This is a genomic window from Streptomyces sp. NBC_00669, assembly GCF_036226785.1.
Lineage (GTDB): Bacteria > Actinomycetota > Actinomycetes > Streptomycetales > Streptomycetaceae > Actinacidiphila.
Map to the genome: position 1 here is coordinate 8,826,350 of NZ_CP109018.1, position 25,705 is coordinate 8,852,054.

Annotated in this window: 23 protein-coding genes; 13 read left to right on the forward strand and 10 right to left on the reverse strand. The window is 72.6% G+C overall.

Annotated elements, in window-relative coordinates; translation table 11 throughout:
* Window positions 1-13 precede the first annotated feature (13 nt).
* Together OG896_RS37175 and OG896_RS37180 are read right to left on the reverse strand one after the other, a co-directional pair.
* A complete protein-coding gene (locus OG896_RS37175; protein WP_329372504.1) occupies window positions 14-583 on the reverse strand; it encodes a GNAT family N-acetyltransferase in 570 nt (189 codons plus the stop codon).
* A gap of 100 nt (window positions 584-683) precedes the next feature.
* Window positions 684-1,322, reverse strand: coding sequence for a TetR/AcrR family transcriptional regulator (locus OG896_RS37180; RefSeq protein ID WP_329372505.1), 639 nt, complete (start codon window positions 1,320-1,322; stop codon window positions 684-686).
* A gap of 66 nt (window positions 1,323-1,388) precedes the next feature.
* Here OG896_RS37180 and OG896_RS37185 point away from each other — a divergent pair, with 66 nt between their 5' ends.
* The gene (locus OG896_RS37185; protein ID WP_329372507.1) at window positions 1,389-2,324 is read left to right on the forward strand and encodes a zinc-binding dehydrogenase; all 936 of its coding nucleotides are present in this window, start codon (window positions 1,389-1,391) and stop codon (window positions 2,322-2,324) included.
* Here the strand turns inward: OG896_RS37185 and OG896_RS37190 are convergent.
* The 5 genes from OG896_RS37190 to OG896_RS37210 all read right to left on the reverse strand — a co-directional run bounded on the left by OG896_RS37190 (window position 2,308) and on the right by OG896_RS37210 (window position 7,015).
* The gene (locus OG896_RS37190) at window positions 2,308-2,850 is read right to left on the reverse strand and encodes a hypothetical protein (protein WP_329372509.1); all 543 of its coding nucleotides are present in this window, start codon (window positions 2,848-2,850) and stop codon (window positions 2,308-2,310) included. The genes OG896_RS37185 and OG896_RS37190 overlap by 17 nt on opposite strands.
* A complete protein-coding gene (locus OG896_RS40525) occupies window positions 2,847-3,104 on the reverse strand; it encodes an SbtR family transcriptional regulator (RefSeq protein WP_443057208.1) in 258 nt (85 codons plus the stop codon). The genes OG896_RS37190 and OG896_RS40525 overlap by 4 nt, the downstream gene beginning before the upstream one ends.
* 19 nt (window positions 3,105-3,123) lie before the next feature.
* Window positions 3,124-4,125, reverse strand: coding sequence for an acetylxylan esterase (locus OG896_RS37200; protein WP_329372511.1), 1,002 nt, complete (start codon window positions 4,123-4,125; stop codon window positions 3,124-3,126).
* Window positions 4,126-4,341: 216 nt separating this feature from the next.
* Window positions 4,342-6,303 (reverse strand): heparinase II/III domain-containing protein, encoded by a 1,962-nt coding sequence (locus tag OG896_RS37205; protein WP_329372513.1) that lies wholly within the window; start codon window positions 6,301-6,303, stop codon window positions 4,342-4,344.
* 553 nt (window positions 6,304-6,856) lie between these two features.
* Entirely contained in the window at window positions 6,857-7,015 is a 159-nt protein-coding gene (locus tag OG896_RS37210) for a hypothetical protein (RefSeq protein ID WP_329372515.1), read from the reverse strand.
* A 389-nt stretch (window positions 7,016-7,404) separates the two neighbouring features.
* Here OG896_RS37210 and OG896_RS37215 point away from each other — a divergent pair, with 389 nt between their 5' ends.
* From OG896_RS37215 to OG896_RS37250, 8 genes are all read left to right on the forward strand, one after another.
* Complete coding sequence (locus tag OG896_RS37215; protein ID WP_329372517.1) at window positions 7,405-8,103, forward strand: phosphonatase-like hydrolase; 699 nt, start codon at window positions 7,405-7,407, stop codon at window positions 8,101-8,103.
* A 138-nt stretch (window positions 8,104-8,241) separates the two neighbouring features.
* Window positions 8,242-9,273 carry an acetylxylan esterase gene (locus tag OG896_RS37220; RefSeq protein ID WP_329372519.1) on the forward strand — a complete coding sequence of 344 codons (1,032 nt, stop codon included), beginning with the start codon at window positions 8,242-8,244 and terminating at the stop codon, window positions 9,271-9,273.
* Window positions 9,270-10,691 (forward strand): alkaline phosphatase family protein, encoded by a 1,422-nt coding sequence (locus OG896_RS37225; protein WP_329372520.1) that lies wholly within the window; start codon window positions 9,270-9,272, stop codon window positions 10,689-10,691. Before OG896_RS37220 ends, OG896_RS37225 begins: the two co-directional genes overlap by 4 nt.
* A gap of 68 nt (window positions 10,692-10,759) precedes the next feature.
* On the forward strand, window positions 10,760-12,088 hold the full coding sequence (locus OG896_RS37230; protein ID WP_329372521.1) for an ABC transporter substrate-binding protein: 1,329 nt from the start codon (window positions 10,760-10,762) through the stop codon (window positions 12,086-12,088).
* Window positions 12,089-12,150: 62 nt separating this feature from the next.
* Window positions 12,151-13,143 (forward strand): carbohydrate ABC transporter permease, encoded by a 993-nt coding sequence (locus OG896_RS37235; protein WP_329372523.1) that lies wholly within the window; start codon window positions 12,151-12,153, stop codon window positions 13,141-13,143.
* Between the two features lie 11 nt (window positions 13,144-13,154).
* The gene (locus tag OG896_RS37240; protein WP_329372525.1) at window positions 13,155-14,063 is read left to right on the forward strand and encodes a carbohydrate ABC transporter permease; all 909 of its coding nucleotides are present in this window, start codon (window positions 13,155-13,157) and stop codon (window positions 14,061-14,063) included.
* A gap of 22 nt (window positions 14,064-14,085) precedes the next feature.
* Window positions 14,086-15,810, forward strand: coding sequence for a glycoside hydrolase family 16 protein (locus OG896_RS37245; RefSeq protein ID WP_329372527.1), 1,725 nt, complete (start codon window positions 14,086-14,088; stop codon window positions 15,808-15,810).
* 474 nt (window positions 15,811-16,284) lie between these two features.
* Window positions 16,285-18,831, forward strand: coding sequence for a CBM35 domain-containing protein (locus OG896_RS37250; RefSeq protein ID WP_329372529.1), 2,547 nt, complete (start codon window positions 16,285-16,287; stop codon window positions 18,829-18,831).
* A gap of 171 nt (window positions 18,832-19,002) precedes the next feature.
* On the opposite strand, the gene OG896_RS37255 is transcribed toward OG896_RS37250, so the two are convergent.
* Window positions 19,003-19,440 carry a hypothetical protein gene (locus OG896_RS37255; RefSeq protein WP_329372531.1) on the reverse strand — a complete coding sequence of 146 codons (438 nt, stop codon included), beginning with the start codon at window positions 19,438-19,440 and terminating at the stop codon, window positions 19,003-19,005.
* 98 nt (window positions 19,441-19,538) lie between these two features.
* Entirely contained in the window at window positions 19,539-20,114 is a 576-nt protein-coding gene (locus tag OG896_RS37260) for a TetR/AcrR family transcriptional regulator (RefSeq protein WP_329372533.1), read from the reverse strand.
* Window positions 20,115-20,184: 70 nt separating this feature from the next.
* Between OG896_RS37260 and OG896_RS37265 the strand changes: the two genes are divergently transcribed.
* From OG896_RS37265 to OG896_RS37280, 4 genes are all read left to right on the forward strand, one after another.
* A complete protein-coding gene (locus OG896_RS37265; protein ID WP_329372535.1) occupies window positions 20,185-21,078 on the forward strand; it encodes an NADP-dependent oxidoreductase in 894 nt (297 codons plus the stop codon).
* A 345-nt stretch (window positions 21,079-21,423) separates the two neighbouring features.
* Window positions 21,424-22,137 (forward strand): SDR family NAD(P)-dependent oxidoreductase, encoded by a 714-nt coding sequence (locus OG896_RS37270; protein WP_329372537.1) that lies wholly within the window; start codon window positions 21,424-21,426, stop codon window positions 22,135-22,137.
* A gap of 119 nt (window positions 22,138-22,256) precedes the next feature.
* Window positions 22,257-23,018, forward strand: coding sequence for an isocitrate lyase/PEP mutase family protein (locus OG896_RS37275; RefSeq protein WP_329372539.1), 762 nt, complete (start codon window positions 22,257-22,259; stop codon window positions 23,016-23,018).
* A 64-nt stretch (window positions 23,019-23,082) separates the two neighbouring features.
* Window positions 23,083-24,090, forward strand: coding sequence for an RNA polymerase subunit sigma-70 (locus OG896_RS37280; protein WP_329372541.1), 1,008 nt, complete (start codon window positions 23,083-23,085; stop codon window positions 24,088-24,090).
* A gap of 93 nt (window positions 24,091-24,183) precedes the next feature.
* Here the strand turns inward: OG896_RS37280 and OG896_RS37285 are convergent, their stop codons facing one another.
* Window positions 24,184-25,308, reverse strand: coding sequence for a PhlD (locus OG896_RS37285; RefSeq protein ID WP_329372543.1), 1,125 nt, complete (start codon window positions 25,306-25,308; stop codon window positions 24,184-24,186).
* Window positions 25,309-25,705 lie beyond the last annotated feature (397 nt).

Below are 25,705 nucleotides of genomic sequence, written 5' to 3' on the forward strand. Positions count from 1 at the left end.
GGCGGTGGCGGCCTCAACTGCCTGATCGACCGCGCAGGTCCGCGGCCAGCGCCGCGTAGATGTACTCGCTGCCCCAGCGGTCCCCGTCGAGGTCGTTCTCGACCAGGTGCGCCTCCCGACGCATCCCGAGGCGCTCGCAGACCCCCACGGACCCGGCGTTCTCCACATCCAGCCGTGCGTAGAGCCGGTGCACGCCCAGCCGGTCGAAGGCGAACCCGGCCAGCGCCGCGGCCGCCTCGGTCGCGTAGCCGTGCCCCTCGTGACGCGGGTCGAGGGTCCAGCCGATCTCGGCCTGGGCGGCGCGGGCGTCGGCCAGTTTGAGCGTCACCTCGCCAAGGACGCCGGGCTCGTCGTGCCGGCACACGGCAAGCGCCAGCTTGTCCCCGTCGGCGCGCCACACGACGCCCGCCGCGCGCTCGGCCACGACCTGCTCGCTGCGCTCCCGGGTGTGCGCCGGCCGGTACAGGTAACGCGCCACGCTGGGCAGGCTCTGGTAGGCGTACAGGTCGTCCACGTCGCCGGGAGTGAACAGACGCAGCGACAACCGGGGCGTGGTCATCGGCAGCAGCGGGGCGATGTCCATGCGGACCTCCGGAACGCGGATGTGGATCAAGATGCGGACCGATTGTCACATCACGACTGGCGTGCGGCCACGCCTTTTCCCCAGCGGCGCCAGGCACGCACTAGCTGTCCTGTGCCGCCAGCGCGGCGACCGTGGGGATCGCCGCGAACGCTTCGTGCGTGTGGCGGACGAGGGCCGCGCGGTCCTGGCGGCCGGTGGGCGAGGTGGTCCAGGTCTCCAGGGCGCGGTGCCAGGCGGCCAGCATGAGGTCGAGCAGCAGGCGGAGTTCGGTCGGGCCGGGGGCGTGGCCGGCGAGGCGGTCCGCCACGATCCGGACCACGTCCGCGGAGACCTCCGAGCAGTGGCGCAGGCTGTGCGCGGTCAGTGCGGGGGTGCGGTCGGCCAGGTTGCGGCTGGCCAGGAAGCGCCGCTCCCAGCCGTCGGCCATCTGCTCCAGCGCGGCGAACAGCGCGTCCTTGTAGGCGCGGAACAGGTGCGCGCCGGTGAGGGGACGGGTCGCGATGTCCGCGCGGTAGGCGGCCCACAGCTCCTTCTCCGGGGCCAGCGCCACGTCTTCCTTCGAGGTGAACGTGCGGAAGAAGGTGCGCTTGGAGATCTCCACCGCGTCGACGATCTCGTCCAGCGTGACCGCGGTGAAGTCCCGCCGGGAGAACAGTTCGAGGGCCGTGTCGACCAGCGCTTGGCGGGTGCGCAGCTTCTTTCGCTCGCGTAGCGGCAGCTGCCTCAGGTCTCTCTCCACGGGTGCAGCGTACCCGTCGCATGTGCCCCTTGAACGCTTATGCCACTCAGTGGCAGTATCGCGGTCATGAAGGCTCTGACGATCGACCACTCGGCTCCGGGGCACCTCGCGCTCGCCACGGTTCCCGACCCCGAACCCGCCGCCCACCAGGCCCTGGTGCGGGTGCACTCCTTCTCCCTCAACGCCGGCGAGGTCCACCATGTGGTCCCCGGAGGTGACCCCGGCGCGGTGCCCGGCTGGGACGCCGCGGGCGTGGTGGTCCAGCCGGCCGCCGACGGTTCCGGCCCCGCGGCCGGCACCCCCGTCGTCACGCTCGGGGCCGACGGCGCCTGGGCCGAACTGCGCGCCGTGGACACCGCGTTGATCGGCACCGTGCCCGAGGGCGCCGACCTGGGCCCGATGAGCGCGCTGCCGGTCGCGGCGGGTACGGCGCTGCGCGCCCTGCACCGGATCGGCCCGATCCTGGGACGGCGCGTCCTGGTGACCGGCGCGGGCGGCGGGGTCGGCCGCTTCACCCTGCAACTCGCCGCCCGGGGCGGCGCGCACGTCATCGCGCTGACCGGCGACCCGGCGAAGGAAGAGGCGCTGCGCGGGCTCGGTGCCCACGAGGTCGTCACCGACCCGGCCGCGCTCCAGCGGCTCGAACCGGTGCACGGCGTGGTCGAACTGGTCGGCGGCGCGCACCTGGTCGCCGCGCACGGCGCCCTGGCCGGGAGCGGCGTGCTGGTGGCCGCGGGGCACGTCTCCGGTGCGGGGGAGCAGTTCCCTCACGGCGCCCTCTTCGGTGACGGCGGGCGCCACAACCGCCAGATGGCGACGTACTTCCTGCTGGACGACGCCGCAGGACTGGGCGCCGACCTCAGCTGGCTCGCCGCGCTTACCGCCCGCGGCGAGCTGGACCCGCAGGTCGCCCTGCGCACCGACTGGACACAGGTGGCGTCGGCAGCCGCCGAACTGGCGGGTCGCCGCGTGCCGGGCAAAGCCGTCATCGACGTCCGGTAGACCGATCCGGCCGATCTGACCGGTCCGGCCGATCCGCCCGATCAGGCTGAGGGTTCCGGGGTGCCGAGGCGAGGCGCCTGATGCGCTTGGTGCGGCCCGCCCGCGCGAGCCGGTGCAGTACGGCCGGCTCGGTGGAACGTTCCGCGAGGAGCAACTGCAACCAGTCGGACCAGGTGTCCTGGACGTTCTCGTCGACGAGCAGCGGTGTCACGTCACGGCTCTGGTGGATGCCGATCTCCCGCGCGCGGCGGGTCGCGTAGTCGCGGTTGTCCTGGAGCTGGAGCCGCGCGATCCAGGAGGGGCGGGCGGCCTCGGGGAGCGTCCCCAGCACGTGGAGGACGATCCCCAGCGCGACGCTCGGCACCGGTTCGAGGGCCACGGCGCTGAAGAGCAGGTCGAGGCACTCGCCCTTTCCGCACGCTGCCATGTACAGCGGCCACCGTTCGTGCTCGTCGCCGGTGTCGGTGACCGGCGTACCGGTGCAGCGCACCAACGCGGCGAGCACGTCGTCGAGTCGGGCGCTCACGGGCGGGCCTTGAGGCCGTCCAGGGTGAGGTCGAGGAGGCGTTCGGCGCGCTGCCGCCGCTGCGGGCTCGCCGAGGTGAGGGCGATGCCTTCGAGGTCGGCGCCCAGCTCGGCGGGGCCGCTGCCGGTGCGGATCGCCCCTGCGGCCGCACACGTGCGGGAACTGCTGCCCGGCGCCGGCCGGTTGTGCACCAGCGCGACCGTACGGCCCGGCCGCGCCGCGTACACCCCGGCCGGGCTCCCGCCGACCGCCATGGCGTCGTGGCGGCGCTCCTCAGCGAGCGCTGCCGGTCTCCGTTCCGGTGGTGGGCGCGAACCGCGAGGGCAGCCAGTGGAGCTGGCGCAGCGACTGGAAGGGGCCGCCGCCCTCGTGGTCGTTGAAGGGGTAGACCTCGATGGACTTGTCGGTGCCGCGGTAGGCGTTGAAGGCCGCGAAGACCGTCGAGGGCGGGCAGGTCTGGTCCTCCAGGCCGACGGAGAACAGCGCCGGGGCGGTGGCGCGCGCGGCGAAGTGGACCCCGTCGAAGTACGACAGGGTGCGGAAGACCTGGTCGGTGTGGTCGCGGTGGGCGCGCAGGTAGCGGGCCACCTCGCGGTAGGGGTCGCGGTCGGTGAGGCTGACGGCCCGCTGGAAGTGGCACAGGAACGGCACGTCCACGGCGACCGCCGCCAGGTCGGGGACGAGGCCCGCGACGGCCAGGGTGATGCCGCCGCCCTGGCTGCCGCCGGCCACCGCGACCCGCGAGGCGTCCACCCGCGGGTGGCTGCGCGCGGCCTCCACCGCGCGGACGGCGTCGGTGAAGACCCGCCGGTAGTAGTAGCCGTGCCGGTCGCCGATCCCGCGGGTCATCTGGCCGGGCTGGGCGGGGGTGCTGCCCACCGGGTCAGGGGTGTCGCCGACCGACCCGCCGCTGCCCTGGCCGCGGGTGTCCATCACGAAGCAGGCGAACCCGGCCGCGGCCCACAGCAGATGCTCGTGCGGCAGGCCGCGCCCGCCGTTGTACCCGATGTACTTCACCACCGTCGGCAGCGGTTCGCCGCCGCCGGCCGGCAGTATCAGCCAGCCCTTCACCGGGTGGCCGCCGAACCCGGCGAACGTCGCGTCGAGCACCTCAACGCCCGGCAGCGGAAGGTCGACCGGCGTGAAGCTCACGTCGATCGCGGACGCGCGGGCCTCTTGCAGCGTGCCGTCCCAGAACGCGTCGAAGTCGTCGGGCGCGGGCAGGTCGGGCCGGTAGCTTCGGAGTTCTTCCAGGGGCAGGTCGAATCGCGACATCAGTGGCTCTCTGTGGTGGGTGGGTGGGTGGGTGCGCTGTCGGTCGGCGGAGCAGGGTGCCAGGGCGGCGCGTGGTGGCAGGTGGCGGAACGTGTCGGTACGTGGTGGCAGGTGGCAGGTGGCAGGTGGCAGGTGGCAGTTGGCGGCTGGGCGGCGCGGCGCAGGCGGGAGCCGGGCTCGCGGGGGCGGGCGGACACGGGTGCGCGGGGCGGCGGATCAGGGCCGGTCGGGCAGGCGGAAGCGGGCCTCGATCCGGGCTCGTCGGGCGCGGCCGCGCAGCAGCACCACGCCGAGCGGCAGCCCGGTCGGGTTGCCGTCGGCGACGGCCGCGTACGCCACGAAGCCCTCCGGTACGTCGAGTTCGAGCACGGGCGACCCGGCGGCGTCCCACGCACCGGTCAACCGGCGGTCGGCAGGAACGGGCAGCCGGCGGACCTCGCGCAGCCAGCCGTGGCCGGTGTCGTGCTCCGGGTCCCGGGGGCTGCCCCCGGCGGCGGTGGATGCCGAGCCGGCGTCCTGGCCCAGGGCGTCCCGGTCCGAAGCGTCCTGGTCCGGGCCGTCGTCGGTGAGCAGGGCGGGGTGGCCGGCGCCGGGGGCGAACGCGCCGTCGCCGTGGAAGACCCACTCCAGCAGGCCGGTGGCGGGTGCCTCGGCCTCGAAGACGTCCGTCCAGCCGTCGTCGGCCAGTTGGAGCGTGCGGCGCAGGGTGTGGCCGTCCCAGGCGGACTGCGCCGACACCCGGTGCTCGGAGGCGTGCAGCAGCCGGCCGGTGTGGGCCGGCTGGCGCCGCCCGTCGCAGATCATCAGGTTGTGGGCGACGGGGGAGCGCATCCAGGCGGTGAAGCGCGCACCGTAGCCGCTGGTGCCCAGGTCCAGGCTCTGCCAGCCGCCCGCGGTCTCGGCGTCGACGGCGAGCTTGTCGCGGTGGTCGTGCCACCCGCCGTCCGGGCCGAACCGCAGGGTGAGCCGGGCGCGGTCCGAGCGCAGCACCGCCACCCCGGCCTCCGGCCAGACCAGGGACCGCTCGTCGTCGCCGGGCGGGGAGACCAGCTCGTCCGGTCCGAAGACCAGGGCCGCCACCGAGCGGCGCGGGCCGAGCACGCCGACGCCACCGGGCAGGTCGGCGCCGCCCCACAACCGCACCGGCCCCGGCCGCGGCACGCGGTAGTACGGCGCGGGGTCCACCGGCCGCTCGGGCAGCAGCGTCCAGGCGGCTTCCGCGTGCGGGGCGAAGTCCGCGGTCCAGCAGTCGGGCCACCCGTCGCCGTAGGCCGGCAACCGGGTGTCGGAGTACGCCAGTCGGGGCGGGGCGCTGACGGCGCGGGACAGGCGGGCGGCGGAGTCCTGGTCCAGGCCGTCGGGGCCGGTCGCCTCGCGATACGACAGCAGCGCCGCGACGGCGTAGTAGTGGTAGTGGGCGTTCGACTCGAACCACAGGCCCTCGGCGTGGAAGCCCCGGGCGATCTGGGCCCGGGCGCCGAACTCGCCGTCCCGGCACCAGTCGAGCAGTTCGCGGTCCGCCAGCAGCGCCGCGCACTCGGCCACCGCGGCCAGCAGCCAGCAGTGGATGTTGTGGATCGCGGAGATCTGGGGACGCAGCAGGTCCGCCACCGCCCGGGCGAACCGCGGCAGCGCGGCGCGGGTGCCCGCGCTGAGCGCGTCCGGCCCGGCCCAGCGCAGCGCGCGCAGCAGCAGGACCGCCCAGACCGCCTCGTCCAGCGACTGCGGTTGCACCCGCCCCCGGCCGGCGTGCACGCCGTGCGGCTGGTAGGCGAGGTAGTCGCGGGTGTACGTCGCGAAGATCCGCTCCAGTGCGGCCCGGGCCCGCTCGCGCTGTGCGGGTTCGGGTGACAGGCGCAGCACCAGTGCGGCGCGCTGGGCCTGCGCCGCCACGCAGTTGTGCACGGTGGTGCGCCAGGCGCCGTCCCACGGTTCGCCGCGGTAGACCCGCCCGCACGTGGCACAGACGTGCCGGTGCGGGGAGTCCGGGGCGAAGGTGAGGGCGGAGCCGTCGTCGTCGCAGAAGTAGTGGTGGGTCCAGGCCGTCGGGGTGGCGGGACCGGGGATGACGAGGCCGGGCTGCCAGCGGTCGAAGTCCGCACGGACGTGGTCGGTGATGTCGCGCGCCCATGCGTGGTCGTCGACACGTCGGACGACCTCGGGCCAGTCGGGGGTCATGGAGTCTCCTCGTCCCGGAACGCTAGGAGAAAGCGGTTTCTTGTGTCAATGGCCCAGCACGGAAACGGTCTACGGCGAGCGGCGGGTGCGCATGTTTCGAGAGCGCTTTCTGCGCATCGAGGCGCCGGCCTCGCCGACACCACTGGACCTGGCCGTCGGCACCCGTCACCTCGGCCTCGCGCTACTTGTACGTACAAGTGATTGATTTCCGCCCCTCGCTCATAACAAGTTCGGGGCCTTGCATGCTTCGGAGGAGGCGGTCCCGGTAGGTGCGCGGGGGGAGGCGTCGGCCCCGAGCCTGGTCCGACTCCGTTCGCGGAGCGAGGAGTTGGCGCTCGGGAGCCGGGAGCCGGGAGCCGGGAGCCGGGAGTCGGGAGTCGGGAGTCGGGAGTCGGGAGTCGGGAGTCGGGAGTCGGGAGTCGGGAGCCGGGAGCGAGGAGCTGGAGCCGTCTCGCCGACCGCGCCGCGCGGGTGTTGTTGACGGTCGCCGTGGCCACGTCCGACCGGTTGCGGTCCTCGGACCACTCGATCGGCACGTCCGGCGCGTCGACGGTCAGGCGTCGTTCCCTCGGCGGGGGTGTCCCCGGCGCGAGGTCGAGAACTCCGCGCGCAGGTCGGCCTCCGACGGCAGACGATCGACGACCTGGACCTCGCCGCTTCGGGTGCGCCGGCGCGACCGGGCCGCGATGGCGCTGCGCAAGGGCTCCCTCACGCACCTGACGGTACAGGTGCGTTCGTGTGGTCGTGCGTGCGGGCGGCGGGGCCTCGGAGCCGGTCGGGGTGTCATGACACAGCGGGCCGCGGGTCGCCGAGCGCGGGTGGATTCGCCCGGATCGCGAGCCGATGTCCGCTCGCCGAAGGGGCCGCCGAGGTGAACGGTCGATGTCTTGTACGTACAAGTCATTGACGCGTTCCCGAGTGGGCTGGGAGAGTTTCGCCAAGCTCGACATGAGAAGGCCGAGCGGACTCCCCGGGTTGTCCCGGCCCTCGCTCGCGTACCGGATCGGAGCGCGCACGGCAGGTCGGCGCGGGCACGCGGGGAGCCCGGCGGCCGTGACCGAAGTCCGGTCACCTCAGCACCATCCCTAGCGAAGGACAACCATGCCCGAATCCGTACAGCTGGTCTGCCTCGACATGGCCGGCACGACCGTCGAGGACGGCGGCGCTGTTCTCGCGGCCTTCCACGAAGCGCTGCCCGTGGCCGGGTTCACCCCGGGGAGCCCCGAGCACGCCGCCGCGGTCGCCTACGCGCTGGAGACCATGGGCCAGTCGAAGATCGCGGTCTTCCGGGTGCTGACCCGGGGGGACGAGGACCGCGCCGCCCGGGCGAACCAGGCGTTCGAGCAGGCGTACGCGCGCTCCGTGGCCGAGAACGGCGTCGCTCCGCTGCCGGGCGCGGCCGACGCCATCGAGCGGATGCGCGCCGCCGGCCGCCAGGTCGTCCTCACCACCGGCTTCTCCCCGGCCACCCGCGACCAGATCCTCGACGAGCTGGGCTGGCGCGACCTGGTCACCTTCGCCCTGTCGCCGGTCGACGCCGGCCGCGGCCGCCCCTACCCGGACATGCTGCTCACCGCGCTCCTGCGCACCGGCACCGAGTCCGTCACCCGACTCGCCGCCGTCGGCGACACGACCAGCGACCTGCTGGCCGGGCACCGCGCGGGTGCGGCAGTGGTGGCGGCGGTGCGGACCGGCACCCACACCGACACGGACTTCGCGACCGTGCCCCACACGCACATTCTCGACAGCGTGGCGGACCTGCCCGACCTCCTCAACGCCTACGACGGGGCCCTCGTGTGACTGCTGCCCCGCGGTGGTCCTCGGCGCGGCGCACCCGTCACCCCTCCTCAGCTCCCCTCCCCAGTACCGACAGTACGGACAGTACCGACGTTCCCGGCGCCGCCCGAGACGTGCTCAGCCCGGTGAAAGGCCCCTCCCGTGCCGCTCTTCGACCTCCCACCGTCCGAACTCGCCGGCTACCTCGGCGACCTCCCCGAGCCCGAGGACTTCGACGCCTTCTGGGAGCGGACCATCGCGGCCACCCGCGCGCTTCCGCTGCACCTCGCCCTCGCCAAGGTGGAGACGCCGTGGCGGCTCGTCGACACCTATGACGTCTCCTTCGCGGGATTCGGCGGCGCCCCGATCAAGGCGTGGCTGACCGTGCCGGCCGGGGCGACGGGCCCGCTGCCGGCGGTCGTGCAGTACCACGGGCACACGCGCGGCCGGGGCTTCCCGCACACCGACCTGCTGTGGGCCACGGCCGGATACGCGCACTTCTCGATGGACAACCGGGGCCAGGGCAGCGGCTCCGGCGGGCCCGGCGCCGGCACCCCCGACCCGGACGCGGCGGCGGGACTGCCGCACGCCCCGGGCTACCTGACGCTCGGGATCACCGACCCGGAGACGTTCTTCTACCGCCGCCTCTACACCGACGCCGCCCGCCTGCTCCAGGCCGCCGCGGCCACCGAACTGGTGGACCCGGCCCGGATCATCGTGACCGGCGCCAGCCAGGGCGGCGGGATCGCCCTCGCCGCGGCAGCGCTGGCCGCGCACGTCGACGTGGACCTGCTGGGCGTCGCGGCCGACGTGCCGTACCTGTGCGCCTTCCCCCGCGCGGTCGCCCTGGCCGACCGGCGGCCCTACGACGAGGTGACCGCGTACCTCGCGGCGTGGCGGGACCGGACCGAGACCGTCTACCGCACCCTGTCCTACTTCGACGGCGCGCTGCTCGGCCGGCGCGCGAGCGCCCCCGCCCTGTTCTCGGTCGGGCTGATGGACCGCACCTGCCCGCCCTCCTCGGTGTACGCCGCGTTCAACCGCTACGGCGCGCACTCCGCGCGTCCGGTCGAGAAGTCGATCAACGTCTACGGACACAACGGCCACGAGGGCGGCGGGGACTACCAGACCGCGGCCCAGGCGGAGTTCTTCGCCCGGCTCGTCCACCAAGCCGCGAGGAGATCCCACGGATGAGCACCCCCCGACCCATGGCGGACCCGACCACCGCGGGCCGGCGCCCGAAGGCGCTGCTGATCGTCGTGGACGGCACCCGCTACGACCGGCTGACGGCCGCCGGCACCCCGGCGATCGACTCGGTCGGCGAGGCCGGCGTGCTGGCCCCCTCCCACATCACCGACACCGCCCTCACGCTGCCGGTGTCCGGCCCCGGCCACGCGAGCCTGCACACCGGGGTCTGGCCGGACAAGCACCTGGTGTTCGAGAACGAGTTCGCCGGCCACGACCTCACCCGGTACCCGCCGCTGTTCACGCGGATCGGCGAACTGCGGCCGGACCTGGTGACGTTCAGCAGCGCGGACTGGGCGCCGATCAACGACTTCCTGATCGCGTCGGCCACCACCAGGCTCCAGCCGGAGGAGGGCGACCCGGTCCGCAACGACGCCGCCACCACCCGGGACCTCGTGCACGCCCTGAAGGACCGGGAACTCGACCTGGCCTACGCCTACTTCCACCAGGTCGACGCCACCGGTCACGCCGTCGGGTCCGACTCGGACGCGTACGGCGCCGCGATCGAGCGGGTCGACGGCCACATCGGCGACATCCTCTCCGCCGTGCGGGCCCGCCCGACCCACGCCGAGGAGGACTGGCTGGTCCTGGTCGCCACCGACCACGGCCAGACCGGGGATCTGCACGGCGGCGACGAGGAGACCACCAGGACCGCGTGGATCGCGGCGAGCGCCTCCTGGATCGATCCCGGCGCCGCCCGCGCCCGCACCTGGCGGCAGGTGGACGTCGTCCCCTCGATCCTGCGGCACTTCGCGATCCCGGTGGACCCCGCGTGGGGGCTGGACGGCGTCCCGATCGGCACCCCCGGCCAGGACCCCTTCGACACCGTCGCCGTCCCGGACGGCGCGACCTCGACCGGGCAGCTGCCGGCCGGCTGGTCCCGGCTGGAGCGCACCCCCGACTCCGGCGATCCCGGATACCGCGGCTGGCGGCTGATCCGGCAGCAGGACTGGGCACGCGAGGACGGCGGCCGGGGCCGGGGCTCCTTCGTCCGCAGCCGGGACATGATCGCCGTCGCCGACTCCCGGCGCTGGGGCGGCACCGGCGACTTCGACTCCACCCTCCGCTCGCCGTGGACCCCGGTCACCCCCGGGGCGCGGTTCACGGTGTCGTTCCTGAGCCACTACCGCCTGTGGAACGCCATCCCCGAGTTCGGCGCCACCGTGCACGCCGAGTTCGACGACGGCAGCACCCACCGGCTCTGGCTGCGGCTGCGGCCCGAGTCGCAGCTCAGCACGCCGCTGACGCTCACCGGACACTGCCCCGACGGCGCGGGCCAGGTCCGGATCGCCTGGCGGCTGGTCGACCCCGGCACCCGCGGCTACTGGGCGATCAGCGCGCCCGAGATCGCCGTGGCCACCGCCTGAGGCGGCCCTGGCCCCGGCATCTTCCGCACCACCCACTCACACGCCCCATTTCCCCTTGAGGACAGCTCATGCCTGAAACATCTCGACGCGCCTTCGCCGCCGCGGTCACCGCGCTCGCCGCGGGCCCGCTGCTGGCCGGTTGCGGCCGCGTGGTCGGCGGCAGAAAATCCTCCGGCGGCTCCGCCAAGGGCTCCTTCACCTTCTGGTCGAGCTGGAGCGAGGGCGAGCCGCAGCAGAAGGTCCTGGCCCGGCAGATCGCCGCGTTCACCAAGGACACCGGCATCAAGGTCGACGTGCAGTGGGGCGGCCGCGACGTCTTCGCCAAGATCTCGCCGACCCTCAACGCCGGCACCACCCCGTTCGACCTGATCGACGGCGCCCAGCGCAACGTGCGCTCGGTGCTGGTCAGCACGGGCAACGCGCTGTCGCTGAACGACGTGCTCGGCAAGCCCGCCGAGGGTGAGACCCAGCCGCTGTCGGCAGCCGTCAAGCCCGCCTACACCGACCTGGTCACCACCGGCGGCGACACCTGGATGATCCCCTACGAGGTGGCCTCCTCCGGGTTCTGGTTCAACGCCGCCGCCCACCCCGACATCGCCGCCGACCCGCCGAAGACCTGGGACGAGCTGACCGCCCTGTTCCAGAAGGCCAAGGCGGCCGGCCGCGCGCCGATCGCCCAGGACGGCGACATCGCCCTGTACAACCTCTACTACTTCGCCGAACTGGTGGTGAACCAGCTCGGCCCCGACAAGCTGCGCGCCGCGGCCGGCGACAAGACCGGCGACGCGCTCAAGGACCCGGCGATCCTCGCCGCCGCCCAGCGGATCGAGGAACTGGTCACCCAGCACTACTTCGCGCCCGGCTACAGCAGCAGCAAGTTCCCCGCCCTCCAGCAGAAGTGGGCCGCGGGCAAGGCCGACTTCCTCTACTGCGGCTCCTGGATTCCCTCCGAGACCGCCTCCTACCTGGCACGCGGCTTCAAGCCCGGCTTCTTCCCGATGCCGAACGTCGCCGCGGGCGACGGCGGCAGCCCCGAGGCGTACCTGATCGGCTTCACGGTGCCGAAGAAGGCGGCCCGCGCCACCGAGGCCAAGCAGTTCATCAGCTACTTCATGAACAAGCAGCGGCTGGCCGCCATCGCGACCGACACCGCCAACCTGACCCCGCGCTCGGACATCGCCGCCCCCGCGGTGCTGGCCGGCGTGCAGAAGAACCTGGACGCCGCGACCAAGCCGCTGCACGGGCAGTACGACGGGCTCGTGGACTACCAGAGCGACTGGACCACCAAGGTGCTCGAACCGCTGGTGAACAGCCTCCTGTTCGGCAAGACCTCCGCCAAGGACTTCGCGGCCAAGCTGCCCGAGCGGAGCGCGGCGTACTGGTCCAACAACGGCTGATCCGGCCCCACCGCAGCGGCCGTACGTGCTGCGGGCTCGAACCCCCTTCCGGAGGTACCCCAGTGACAACGACCATCCGCGGCGCCGAGGACCGCCACCGCACCGTCCGGAAGGGGACGGCCGGGAACACCGACCAGGACACCCCGCGCGGACGCTCGGCACCCACGAACCCGCTCGAACGCTCCAAGCGGCGCCTGTTCGGCTGGTTCGTCGTCCCCGCCGCCCTGCTCTACGCCGGGTTCCTGGTCGTCCCGGGCCTGATCACGGTGGGGCTCGCCTTCACCAGGTGGTCCGGCTCCGGGCCGGTCAAGCCGGTCGGCTTCCAGAACTTCCGCATGCTCTTCCACGACCCGACCTTCCGGTCGTCCTTCACCCACACCCTGATCATCCTGTTCGGCGTCGGCGCGGCGACCTTCGTGCTGGCCTTCATGATGATGCTCGCCCTGCGGGACATGCGGGGCCGCAAGTTCATCCGCATGGTGGTGTTCTTCCCGAACATCGCGCCGGGCGTGCTGCTCGCCATCGTGTGGGGATTCCTCTTCCAGCACGACGGCATGATCAACCAGATCCTCGGCTGGAGCGGATTCCACCACCCGCCCCAGTGGCTCGCCGAGGACAACCTGTTCGCCGTCGTCCTGGTCGGCCTGATCTGGATCAACACCGGCTTCTACACCACGATCCTGATGGCCGCCGTGGACCGTATCCCGCCCTACCTGTTCGAGGAGTGCGAGATCAGCGGGGCCAACGCCTGGCAGCGGTTCCGCTATGTCATCCTCCCGCTGACCTGGGACGCGGTCGGGGTCGCGGCGATCCTGTGGGCGATCAGCTCCGTCAAGATCTTCGAGTTCCTCTACGCCTTCGCCGGCGGTGGCGGCTACCTGCCGCCGCTGAAGATCTGGAACACCGCCGTCTACTCCTACTCCGAGGCGTTCGCCTCGGTCGGCACCCCCCGGTACGGAACCGCGGCGGCCTCCTCCGTGGTGACGATGCTGCTCGCCGCCTGTGCCGTCGTCCTGCTCAGCCGCGTCTTCCGCCGTGAGTCGGTGGAACTGTGAGGTCCACCGCCGTGACACCCCGCCAGCCCGCCCGCGCCCGCTTCTCCCGCTCCGCCCGGTCCCCCCGCCCTTCCCGCTCCTTCCCCGCGCTGGTCGGCAGCACCGTCACCACCGCGGTGCGCGCCGCCACCTGGATCATCGCCGGATTCAGCATCTTCGTGGTCCTCTGGATTCTGCTCGCCTCGCTGAAGACCACCGACGAGATCTTCAGCAACCCGCTGTCGCTGCCCCACACCTGGCGATGGGGCAACTTCGCCGACGCCTGGCAGGAGAGCAACTTCGGCGTGGCGCTGGTCAACACCGTCGGGCTGGTCACCGCCACCGCCCTGGGCACCGTACTGTTCGCCGCGCCGGCCGCGTACGCGCTCGCCCGGTTCAAGGTGCGCGGCACCCGGGCCATCTCCCTCGGCTTCGCCCTGGGCCTGGGCGTCCCGGCCCAGATGGTGGTGCTGCCGCTGTACGCGGCGATGAACCAGGCCGGCCTGGTGGACAGCTTCCTCGGGCTGTGGCTGATCTACGTCGGCACCTCGCTGCCGTTCGCCGTGTTCTTCCTGACCAGCTTCTTCGCCTCGCTGCCGCGCGAACTGGAGGAGGCGGCGTCCCTCGACGGCGCCTCACCGCTGCGCACCTTCCGCTCGATCATGTTCCCGCTGGCGCGATCCGGGATCGTCACCCTGCTGATCCTCAACGTCGTCGCCCACTGGAGCGAGACCACCTTCGCGCTGGTCTTCCTGCAGAGCTCGATCAACGACACCCTCCCGCTGGCGCTCATCCAGTTCATGCAGCGCCTCCAGTACACCGGCGCGGACTGGGGCCAGCTCTTCGCCGGGATCGTGATCGTGCTCCTCCCGCTGCTCCTCATCTACATCTGGCTCGGCCGGCGAATCATCGAGGGACTCACCCTCGGCGCCGGAAAGTAACGGAAGGGAGCACCACCCCTCCATGAGATCACCGCTGCGCACCCTCACCACGCGCGCCCTCGCCTTCGCGCTGCTCGGCACCGGCCTCATACCCCTCACCGTCGCCGGCGGCGCCACGCCCGCCACCGCCGCCGACCCGCTGCCCGTCTCCGACCCGACCGGGTCCGGCAACTGGGTCTACTCACCGGCCTACTCCGACGACTTCGGTGCGACCAGCGTGGACACCGCCAAGTGGCAGCCGATGCCGCTCACCTACAGCGACGTGTGGCGCTGGGACGCCAGCGACATGGCCGAGTCCGGCGGCAACCTCTCGCTCAACTCCGAGTACGCGCCGAACGACTCCTTCAACGAGACGCCCGCCGGCTGGCAGACCGTCAGCGCCGACTCGTGGTCGCCGCTCGCCGACTACGTCACCACCACCCAGCACCGCTCGGGCTCCTCGGCGCTGGTGCACTACAACTACTGGAGCTACGACGTCACCACCCGGCAGAAGGTGAGCAGCCTCGCGGACGGCACCTACACCTTCTCGGCCTGGGTGTGGACCGGCGGGGCGAACGACCAGACCCAGTCCCTGGTCGCCGACAACTGCGGCTCCACCAACACCGCGACCTCGCTGTCCATCCCCAGGTCCAACGGCGCGTACACGCTCTACACCCTCAGTGGCATCAAGGTGACCGGCGGGTCGTGCAGCGTCGGGCTCAAGAGCGCCTCAAACCAGAAGGGCTGGACCCGGCTCGACGACGCGAGCTTCACCGCGGACGGCGGCAGCTCCAACCTGCTCACCAACCCCGGCTTCGAGACCCGGGTGAACACCCCCTACCAGTCGGGCGGGGTGATCAGCCTCGACACGATCAAGTACGGCTACGTGGAGGCGAGCATCAAGGCGTCCGCCACGGCGTTCCCCGGCACCTGCCCGGCGTTCTGGCTGGAGCACATCGACCCGGTCTGGGGCAACGAGATCGACATCGAGGAGATCGGCCAGAGCACCAGCTCGCCGAAGTGGGTCAGCATGACCGACCACAACTGGAAGTCGCCGACCTCCACGACGCTGACCAGCCACACCGGTGACCACACCGCCGGCAGCAGCCTCAACGGCTCCTTCCACACCTACGGCCTGGAGTGGGGGCCGGGCTACCTCAAGTTCTACGTCGACGGGGTGCTCGCCCGCACGTACGACAACACCGACTACAACCAGACCGGCATGAACATCATCCTGTCCCAGGGCATCCGCTCGCCGTACACCTCCAGCCCCACGGCGACCGGGTTCCCCGCCACCAGCCAGATCGGCTATGTGCACGTGTGGAAGAAGGCGGACATGGAGGTGGACGACGCCGACATGGTCCGCGGCGCCACCGCCACCCCGCAGGTGCCCGGCGACGGCCAGGGCGAGGACCTCTTCCGCTACGGCGGGACGTGGGCGCAGAACAGCGACAGTTCGGCCTACACCTCCACCACCCACACCTCCTCCTCGGCCGGGGCGACCTCGACCGTCGAGTTCTACGGCACCGGCGTCTCGCTGGTCGGGGCCACCGGCCCCGCGCAGGGGCAGGCCGAGGTCTCCGTCGACGGCGGAACTCCCGTCGGCATCGACGAGTACGCCGCCACCGCCGCGGCGCAGCAGACCGTCTTCGGCAGCACCGGCCTGAGCGCAGGGCACCACACGCTGACCCTCACGGTCAGCGGCACCTCCCGGTCGGCCTCGACCGGGACCGCGGTCAGCGTCGACGCGGCGCACGTGCTCAACTGACCTTCGGAGCACGCCTCCCGGCCACCACCGGGGAGGTGTACCAGGGCCGCCCCTTCCCGTCGGAGGGGGCGGCCCTGTTCCGTGGCGGCCGATGCGACGGTTTCATACATGAATGGAGGTCGGTTCATTGAACGTCGAGACGCCAGGAAGTCGCCCTGGGCTGCGAGTTGAGGTCACTCCCTGATCCGTGCTTCACATGAGTGAACCGATGTGGGGAAGTGTTTCCTCGTCTTGAGTCTTGACCTCAAAAGCGACACCATTGCACACTGAGCGTCATCCCCTCACCGGGCGCACCGCATCTTCACGCAGCGGACGGGCCGTTGCCGCGCTCCGGTGCCGCGTTCACGGCGTACGACCTTCGCGTGACCTTCACGCGCGTCTTCCTCAGCACCTCACCAGCACCTCAGCGAAACACGGCCGCCTGCCCCCACCGCGCGCGTTCCGCTGCCCGCAACGAGACGAGGAGCACCCCCCATGACCGGTTTCAGTCGTCGCGTCTTCCTCAGGGCCACCGGTGTCGGCTCCGCCGCGCTGGCCCTTCCCCTGGCGGGAGCGGTCGGGCGGGCGAGCGCGAGCAGCGCGGCACCGTCGAGGCCGGCGGTGCTGCGCGGAACCGTGAACGCGTCCGGCACGTGGCAGGTGACGGCGAGCGCGCTGGGGTGGACGTTCAGCGGTTCGCTCGGCTCGGCGGCGACCGGGATCGCCACCCGCTCGGGGTCGGACGCGCTGGGCGGCTACACGGAGACGACGTTCACGTTCCGCTCGGGTGCGCGGAAGGGCGGTATCCGGGTCTACGACGGTGCGTCGGCGGTGGTCTTCACGGACACCTACGTGACGGCCGCGGCGAACGCGGGGCCGTTTCCGACGTTCACCGGATACCCGCGGCTGGCCCACCAGTTGAGCCACCGTGACTGCTTCGGGCGGGCGCAGTTCAACACGTTCGAGGGCGCGTCGGACAGTCCCTGGGTGTTCTTCGACGACGCGGGCGACACGTTCGTGGTCTCGGCCGCGAACCACTTCCAGGAGGCGCAGACCTCGCAGGGCGCGGACGGGTCGATCGCGGCGGGGGTGCTCGGCTCGATCGGGACGCTGCCGGCCGGGTACTCGCGGCAGACGGTCCTGTCGGTGAAGGCGGGGGTGGGGGCGGCGTACCGGGCGTGGGGCTCCGCGGTGCGGACCCTCGCGGGCAAGTCCGTGCCGGCCAGTGACACCGGGGTGGTGCTGAGCACGCTGGGGTACTGGACGGACAACGGCGCGGACTACTACTACACGTTCGACCAGGCCAAGGGGTACACGGGCACGCTGCTGGCGGTGCGGGACGAGTGGGCGGCGCAGAACATCCCGATGGGCTACATGCAGTTGGACAGCTGGTGGTATCCCAAGGGCCCGGACGGGAAGTGGGACGACCTGCCGGACGGCACGTCGCTGTACGAGGCGGACCAGGAGCTGTTCCCGGACGGACTGGCCGCGTTCCAGCAGGAGTTGGGGATGCCGTTGGTGACGCACGCGCGGTGGATGGACCAGTCCAGCCCGTACCACGGCCAGTACCGGTTCTCCGACAACGTCGTCATCGATCCGGCGTACTGGCAGAGCGTCATGGCCTACCTGCGGGAGGGGGGAGTGGTCGTCTACGAACAGGACTGGCTGTGCAACAACGCCAAGCCCGCGGAGAACCTCACCGACGCCGACGCCTTCTTCGACAACATGGCGCACCAGGCCGCCGAGAACGGGATGGACCTGCAGTACTGCATGGCCCTGCCGCGCGACTACCTGCAGAGCGTCCGCTACCAGAACCTGACCACGATCCGGGTCTCGGACGACCGGTTCGACCGGCCGAAGTGGGACGAGTTCCTGTACGACTCGCAGTTCGCGGGGGCGTTGGGGATCTGGCCGTGGGCGGATGTCTTCCTCAGCGGGGAGATCGACAACCTGCTGCTGGCGAACCTGTCGGCCGGGCCGGTCGGAGTCGGCGACGCGCTGGGCAAGGTCGACGCCGGCCACCTGCGCCAGGTCGCCCGCGCGGACGGGATCATCGTCAAGCCCGACACGCCGATCGTGCCCACCGACGCCACCTACGTCGCCGAAGCGGCCGGGAAACTCCCCCCGATGGTCGCGGCGACCCACGTCCAGCACGCCGGCGGCCTGGGGTACGGGTACGTCTTCGCCTACGCCCGCCAGACCCCCACCCCCCAGCAGCTCTACCAGGCCGAGGACGCCACGCTGTCGGGGGCGGTCGTCGGCAGCGACGAGGACGGCTACACCGGCACCGGCTACGCCGACTACCAGAACGCCGCCGGCGACTACGTCCAGTGGACCGTCCAAGCCGCCGCGGCCGGCACCTACACCCTCCAATTCCGCTACGCCAACGCCTCGTTCACCGACCGCCCGCTGGCGATCAGCGTCAACGGGGGTGCGTCGCGGGCGCTGTCGTTCCCCTCGACGGAGTGGTGGACGAACTGGACCGTGGTCGGGCTGACCGTCACCCTGGCCAAGGGCGCCAACACCGTACGGGCGACCGCGACCGGCGCCAGCGGGGGGAACATCGACTGGCTCGGCGTCACCCCCGGCACGATCCCCACCGGCCCCGTCCAGACCGCGTCCTTCACCCTCGCCGAACTCGGCATCTCCACGGCCGCGTACGCCTACGACTACTACGCCGGCACCGGCGCGCTCATCTCCGCGGGTGGCAAGGTGAGTTCCACGGTGACCAGCGGAACGTACTGGGTGGTGGCCCCGGTCGGCCGGTCCGGGATCGCGTTCCTGGGCGACGCGGGGAAGTTCGTCGCGCACGGCGACAAGCGCATCCCGCACCTGAGCGACGACGGAAGCGTCCACACCACGGTCGCCTTCGCCGCGGGCGAGGGGCCGGTCACCCTGCACGGCCACGCGTCCCGCAAGCCCACCGCCACCGCCACGACCGGAAGCGTCGGCACCGTCACCTACACGGCGTCGACCGGCATCTTCACGGTCACCGTCACCGCGGGCGCGGGCAACCAGGCCGTCGTCACCCTCGCCCCCTGACCGCCGCCGACCTCTCGGACGCGCCGCACCCGTACGACGGCGGCTACCGCAACCCGCACTCCGGCCGCTGCCTGGACGACCCCGGCTCGTCCACCGTGGACAACACCGGCGCGCAGAAGTGGACCACGCTGTTGGCGATCTGATCCCGTGTCACCCCGCGACCGGTCCAGGTCAGTAGGGATTCCCGATGTGCCAGCCCGCGGCGATCAGCTCCGCCACGGGCGGGTACTCCGTCGGCTCCTTCCTCGGGTGGCGCCACATGATCAGCCGGGCCGGGACCAGGACGACCAGCAGCGCGGCGGCCATGAACCCGGCGACGACCAGCGCGCTGTAGTGATGGACGACCAGAGCGGCGATGGCGCCTGCCGCCGCGAGGAACCCGACGAACCCGCCGCCGATCCTCAGCACCGAGTGGTACGTCGCGTAGGCGAGGTTGATCCGCCGGCAGCGCGGGCAGCGGGGCACCGACACCTCCCGGGACCGCCACTCGTAGTGGTGCCCCACGACGACCCAGCTCCTGCGCACGTCACGGCTCAGGCGCACCCGGTGCGCGGCAAGCGGGTGCGCGGGCCTGGCCCGGCAGTTCCAGCACACCGACGCGTCACTCATCGCCCCTCCGAAGCCGCCACCGCGGTAGGCGCGGTACCCCGATTGTGGCGCCGGCCCGCGGGAGGGGTCCCGCCCGCGCGGCCCGTTCTGGGGGGAGGCTACGGGCTGGTGACCTTCCAGGCCGCCTCGATCATCCGGAAGATCTCGTCCACCGCGGCCTGCGGGTCGGCCTCCTCGCGGGCCACCGCGTAGGCGTCGATCGCGAACCGTGCGAGCGTCCGGCAGGCCGTCGTGGTCTGCGGCAGGTCGGGGTCGGCGGCGATGGCCGTCGCCAGCGCCTCCGCGTGGCGCAGCCGCATCGACTCCTCGTACTCCCGCAGGGCGGGGGTCTCGTCGATCATCCGCCAGATCGGGGCGGCGCTGTCCGCCGTGCAGTGCCGGACCATGGCCTGGATCTCGCGGTGCAGTGCGGGGATCAGCGGCTCGTCCGGCGCGCGGCCGGTGACCGCCTGGGCCAGGCGCTGCTCGAAGTTCTCGTCCTGCTCGAAGACCAGGGCCTCCTTCGAGGCGAAGTGGGAGAAGAGCGTGGTGACGGCGACGTCGGCCTCGGCGGCCACGTCGCGGATGCCCACCGCGTCGTATCCGCGATCCAGGAAGAGCCGCAGGGCGGTGTCGGCGATCTTCCGGCGGGTCGCGGCCTTCTTGCGTGCACGGCGTCCGGGCTCCACGGTCATGCGCTCACGCTACCAGATACGAAACTGAAGCTGTTTCTAAAAGCTAACGGTTAGTGTTACGGTCGCCGGCATGAAGAAAGTGAGCTTCGCCGAGTTCGGCGGTCCGGACGTCCTGCACCTCATCGACGCCGAGGAGTCCCACGCGGGCCCCGGCCGGATACGCGTCGCCGTACGGGCGGCGGGCGTGAACCCCGTCGACTGGCGGCTCCGGGAAGGCCAGGTCCTGGGGGCCCATCCGATCCGGTTGCCCGCCGGAGTCGGGCTGGACGCCGCCGGGGTGGTGGACGAGGTCGGCGCGGGCGTCGAAGGGGTCGAGGTCGGCGACCGGGTGTTCGGCGAAGGCACCGACACCTACGCCGAGTTCGCCGTGCTGTCGGCCTGGGCCCGGATGCCCGAGGGCCTGACGTTCGAGGAGGCGGCCGGGTACCCCTCCGTGGTGGAGACCGCGCTGCGCATCCTCCGCGAGGTCGGGGTGCGGTCCGGGCAGACGCTGCTGGCCAGCGGCGCGGCCGGGGGAGTCGGATCGGCGGTGCTGCAGATCGCCCGCGACCGCGGCATCACGGTGATCGGCACGGCCGGCGCCGCGAACCAGGAGTACCTGCGGAGTCTGGGCGCCCTCGCCACGACCTACGGTGAGGGCTGGGCCGAGCGGGTGCGCCGGCTCGGCCGGGTCGACGCGGCGCTCGACCTGGCCGGCTCGGGCGTGATCCGCGAACTCGTCGAGCTGACCGGCGATCCGCGGAAGGTGGTCTCCATCGCGGACCTCGGTGCGCCGGAGTTCGGCGTGCGCTTCTCCGGCGTGGCCGGGAGCGTGCCGGACGCGCTCGCCGTGGCCGCCGACCTCATCACGCGGGGCAGGCTGCACATCCCCGTCGAGAGGGCCTACCCGCTCGCCGAGGCCGCGGCCGCCCACGTCGACAGCCAGGCGGGCCACACCCGCGGGCGCCGCGTCCTGGTCGTCTGAGCCGCTGCCCGCGCGGGGCGGAGCGCAGCGGTGGCAGTCGGCATCACCACGGACGGGCGCCCCACCCCCCAGTGGCCCCGCCTCGATGCAGGGCACCGCGACGACCTCGGGGGCGCCTGAGGGCCACGGCACCCCTCGCTCCGCCCCGGACGAGGGGTGCCGCACACCGGTGACCAGGTGGAACGCCCCACGCGAGCCGGACTCTCCCGCCGACCGATCACCGGGTGCCGCGCGGCGCGTCATACAAGTGACGCCGATGTCGTACGCGAGCGAGCATCGCGACGGCTGACCGGCGCCGCTCAGCCGTGAACACCACGGAGCCGTGCACACCACAGAGAGCTGGCCATGTCACTCACAGGCAAGACCGTCCTGATCACCGGCGCCAATCGCGGTATCGGCGAGGCCCTGGTCCGCGAGGCCCTCCGCCGCGACGCCCAGCACGTGTACGCGGGCACCCGCCGACCGCTCACCCCTCCCGACAGCCGGGTCACGCCGCTGACGCTCGACGTGACCGACACCGAGCAGGTGCGGGCCGCCGCCCGGAGCGTCGACTCCCTCGACCTCCTCGTCAACAACGCCGGCCTGGCACTGCACGACGACCTGACCGATCCCGACCTCCTGGAACGGCACTTCGCCGTGAACCTCTTCGGCACCCACCGAGTGACCCAGGAGTTCCTGCCGGCGCTGGTCACCTCCGGTGGATCGGTGGTCAACGTGCTCTCGGTGGCGGTGCTGGCCGCACTGCCGGTGCTCCCTTCCTACTCCGTCTCCAAGGCCGCCGCGTTCTCCATGACCCAGTCCCTGCGCGCCCTGCTGGCGAGTCGTGGGGTCAGCGTGCACGCGGTGCTCACCGGTCCGGTGGACACCGACATGTCGCGGGACCTGCCGATCGCCAAGGCGTCGCCCGGCGCCGTCGCGCGCGCGATCTTCGACGGAGTGGTCGCCGGAGAGGAGGAGATCTTCCCCGATCCCCTGACCGAGCCGCTCGCCGCGGGCTGGCGCTCCGGCGCCGTCAAGGAACTCGAACGGGCGAACGCCGCACTGCTGGGCGCGCCGTAGGGACGCGACTCCCCGGTGGGGACACGCAGTTGGGCCTGTGTGCGCCGGTTCGTCCCGGCGCGCCCGCGAGGAGCTCACCGCCTTCGCGACGTGATGTGCTGTGAAAGAGGAGGAAGTTGATGACCGTTCAGGTGGCGACGCTGAAAGCCCGCGCGGAAAAGCTGCGCGCGCTGCACACGGGCGAGCTCCTGGTACTGCCCAACGTGTGGGACGCGGGGAGCGCCGCGGTCGTGGCGGAGGCGGGATTCCCCGCGGTGGCCACCGCCAGCGCGGCCGTCTCGGCGACGCTCGGCCATCCCGATGGCGAGCGCGCGCCGTGGCAGGAGATGTTCGCCGCGGCCGGGCGGATCAGCCGCGCGGTGGAGGTCCCCGTGACGGTGGACGCGGAGGCGGGATACGGCATGCGGCCACGGGAGTTGGTGGACCGGCTGCTGGACACCGGCGCGGTCGGCTGCAACCTGGAGGACACCGACCACCGGCAGGGCGGCCTCGCCGACGCCGGTGCCCAGGCGCAGTGGCTCGCGGATGTCCGCGCCGCCGCCGACGACGCCGGGGTCCCGATCGTCATCAACGCCCGCGTCGACACGTTCCTGCCCGTGAGCAAGCTGACCGGGCAGGCGCGGGTCACCGAAGCCGTACGACGCGGCCGGCTCTACCTGGAAGCCGGCGCAGACTGCGTCTACCCCATCGGGGTGCGCGACAGGGACGACATCGCCGCCCTCGTCAGCGGGCTCCCGGGCCCGGTCAACGGCAACACCGGTGAGGGCCTCGACCTGGCGGCGCTGCGCGAACTGCTCGTGGCACGGGTGTCGTACGGCCCCCGCTTCTACCGCGCGGCCCTGGCCGATCTGAAGACCGCGGTGGAGAAGCTGCTGGTGTGACCGAGCGCCGCGGGGAGGTGCGGACCCACCGATGAGTCCGCACCTCCCCGCGCGTCATACCTGTGTGGAGCAACCAGATGTCGACGCCGCGCGCGCCGGGAGCGCAGACGCCTTCGAGCGGCTGGCCGAACCGTACCGCCGCGAGCTGCAGGTGCACTGCTACCGCATGCTCGGCACCATCGAGGACGCCGAGGACGCCGTCCAGGAGACCTACCTGCGCGCGTGGCGGCGGCTGGACAGCTATGCCGGGAGCGCGCCGTTCCGGGCCTGGCTGTACGGCATCGCCACCCACGCGTGCCTGGACGCGCTCCGCCGGCGGAAGGCGCGGGTCTGGCCCACCGACGTCTCCCCGCCGGGCGATCCGCGCCGGGGGCCGGCCCCGCCGGTCGAACTGCCGTGGCTGCAGCCCTATCCCGACCGGCTGCTCGAAGCGGCCGCGCCCGCCGACGACGAGCCGGAGGCGTTCGTGACCGCGAAGGAGACGATCGAGCTGGCGTTTCTGGCGGCGATCCAACGCCTTCCGCCGCGCCAGCGAGCCGTCCTGGTGCTGCGTGACGTCCTGGACTGGTCGGCCAAGGACACCGCGCTCGTGCTCGGCTTCACCCGGGCGGCGGTGAACAGCGCGCTGGCGCGGGCGCGCGCGACCCTGGCCGACCACCTGCCCGCCGGCCGCGGCGAATGGACCCGGCGCTCCAGCGCGGCCGAGGAAGGCATGCTCCGGCGACTCGTCGCCGCATGGGAGTCGTCGGACGTCACCGCGCTGGTGGCACTCCTGCGCGCCGACGCGCGACTGGTCATGCCGCCGAGGCTGTCGTGGTTCTCCGGGCGGCCGGACATCGAAGTGTTCCTGCGCGAGCACGTGTTCGGCGTGATGGGCGACGGGTGGCGGCTCCGGCTCACCAGGGCGAACCGTCAACCGGCGTTCGCGCTCTACTGGCGGGCGCCGGGCGAGGTGGAACACCGGCCCTTCGGCATCGGCGTGCTCTCCGTGGAGGACCGGCGGATCACCGAACTCGCCGTGTTCATCCAGCCGGACCCGTTCCGGCACTTCGCGCTCCCGGCCCGGCCCTGACGGACGACGCGGGGGAGGGGGACGCGCGGGGAGGGCACGGGGGAGGGGGCGACGCGCGGGAGGGGAGGGGCCCGCCCCGCGCGTCGTGCCGGCTCAGACCGCCGGGGACTCGTCGGGGACGTCGAGGAATATCGCGTCGGCGACGAAACCGGGGCCGTAGCTCACCAGCGCGCCCGGGCCCCGCGCCGGGCCCTCCTCCAGGGTGCGGCGCAGGACGTCGAGCACGGCGCCGCCGCCGAGGTTGCCGCCGGTGAGGGAGTCCACGGAGTGCCGGCCGGCCTCCGGCGGCAGGCCGAGGGCGTCGACGGTGTCGGTGATGATCCCCGGTCCGCCCGGGTGCACCACCGCCCACTCCACGCGCCTGCCGTCCAGCCACTTCACCAGGTGGGGCATGGACTCGCGGGCGCCCTTGGTGGCGTCTCGGTTGGACTCGAACGTGATCCGTCCCGCGCCCGGCACCCCGGCGGGGTGCAGCTCGCCCCAGTAGGGACTCTCGCCGGGCTGCAGCCACTCCCAGCTGTCGACGTCCGCGATCAGGCCGCCGCCCGCGGCGACCAGCCGGCGCGCGGATTCCTCCTGCCCGGGCCCGGCGCCGGCCATGACGGTGGCGGCGGCGGAGTCCCCGAACAGCGCCCCGTAGAGCACCCCGGTCCTGGTCGGCTCGCGCCAGGGCATGTGCAGGATCGACAGTGCCTCGCCCGCGACGACCAGGACCACACCGTCGGGCCGGTCGGCCAGATACCGCTTGGCCTGGATCAGGCTGTGCGCGCCGCCCGCGCAGGCCAGGGTGGCGGCCGGCACCCGCGCCACGTCCCGGCGCAGGCCGAGCCGGTTGACCAGGGCGACGTCGAGCTGCGGAATCGTCCAGCTCGTGGTGTGGGTCGTCACCACGCAGTCGACGTCCTCCGGCGCCAGCCCGGCCGCCTCCAGCGCCTGGAGCGAGGCCGTCGCCGCCATGTCCACCACCGCGGCGAACGCCTCTGCGTAGACCGTGCGGGAATCGCGCTCCCCGTCGCCGACGACGTCCAGCGGCGCCACCCACGGCCGCGACGTGACGCCCGTCGAGCGCACCATCCGCAAGGCGGCGGCGAGCCGCCGGCGCCGCTCCGGCGGCTGGGTCTCCAGCGGCCACCTCTCCAGCCAGTCCGCCTCGATGGCATCGGTCGACACCTCGTACGGCGCCCGCACCACCACCGGCTTGGTCACTGCCACTCGCATGCCGCCCCCTGCTTCCTCGGTCGAAAGGTCCGGTAAGGCCCGGTATGACCGGGTTGGATTCATCGTGCCGGACGTCCGGGTCCTGGAGGCCAGGATGCCGCAGTGAGGGCCGCCACATCCCGGATCGCCCGCAGGAACTCGGGGCGGTGGCCCGCACTGTGACGAACGCCTCCCGGCGAGGGGAGTCCTGACGGTGGGCTCGCCGGCGGTGGGTTCCGCGACGAACGGCTCTCGACGAACGGCTCCCCGGCGTACGGCTTCGCGGTGTGCGGCTCCCCGGCGTACGGCTTGTGGGCTTACGGTTCCGCGACGAGCGCGCCTGGACGAACGGCTCCCCGGCGTACGGCTCCTGGCAAGCGGCTTCCCGGCGAAGGCGATCGGGCGAACCCGCCGCCCT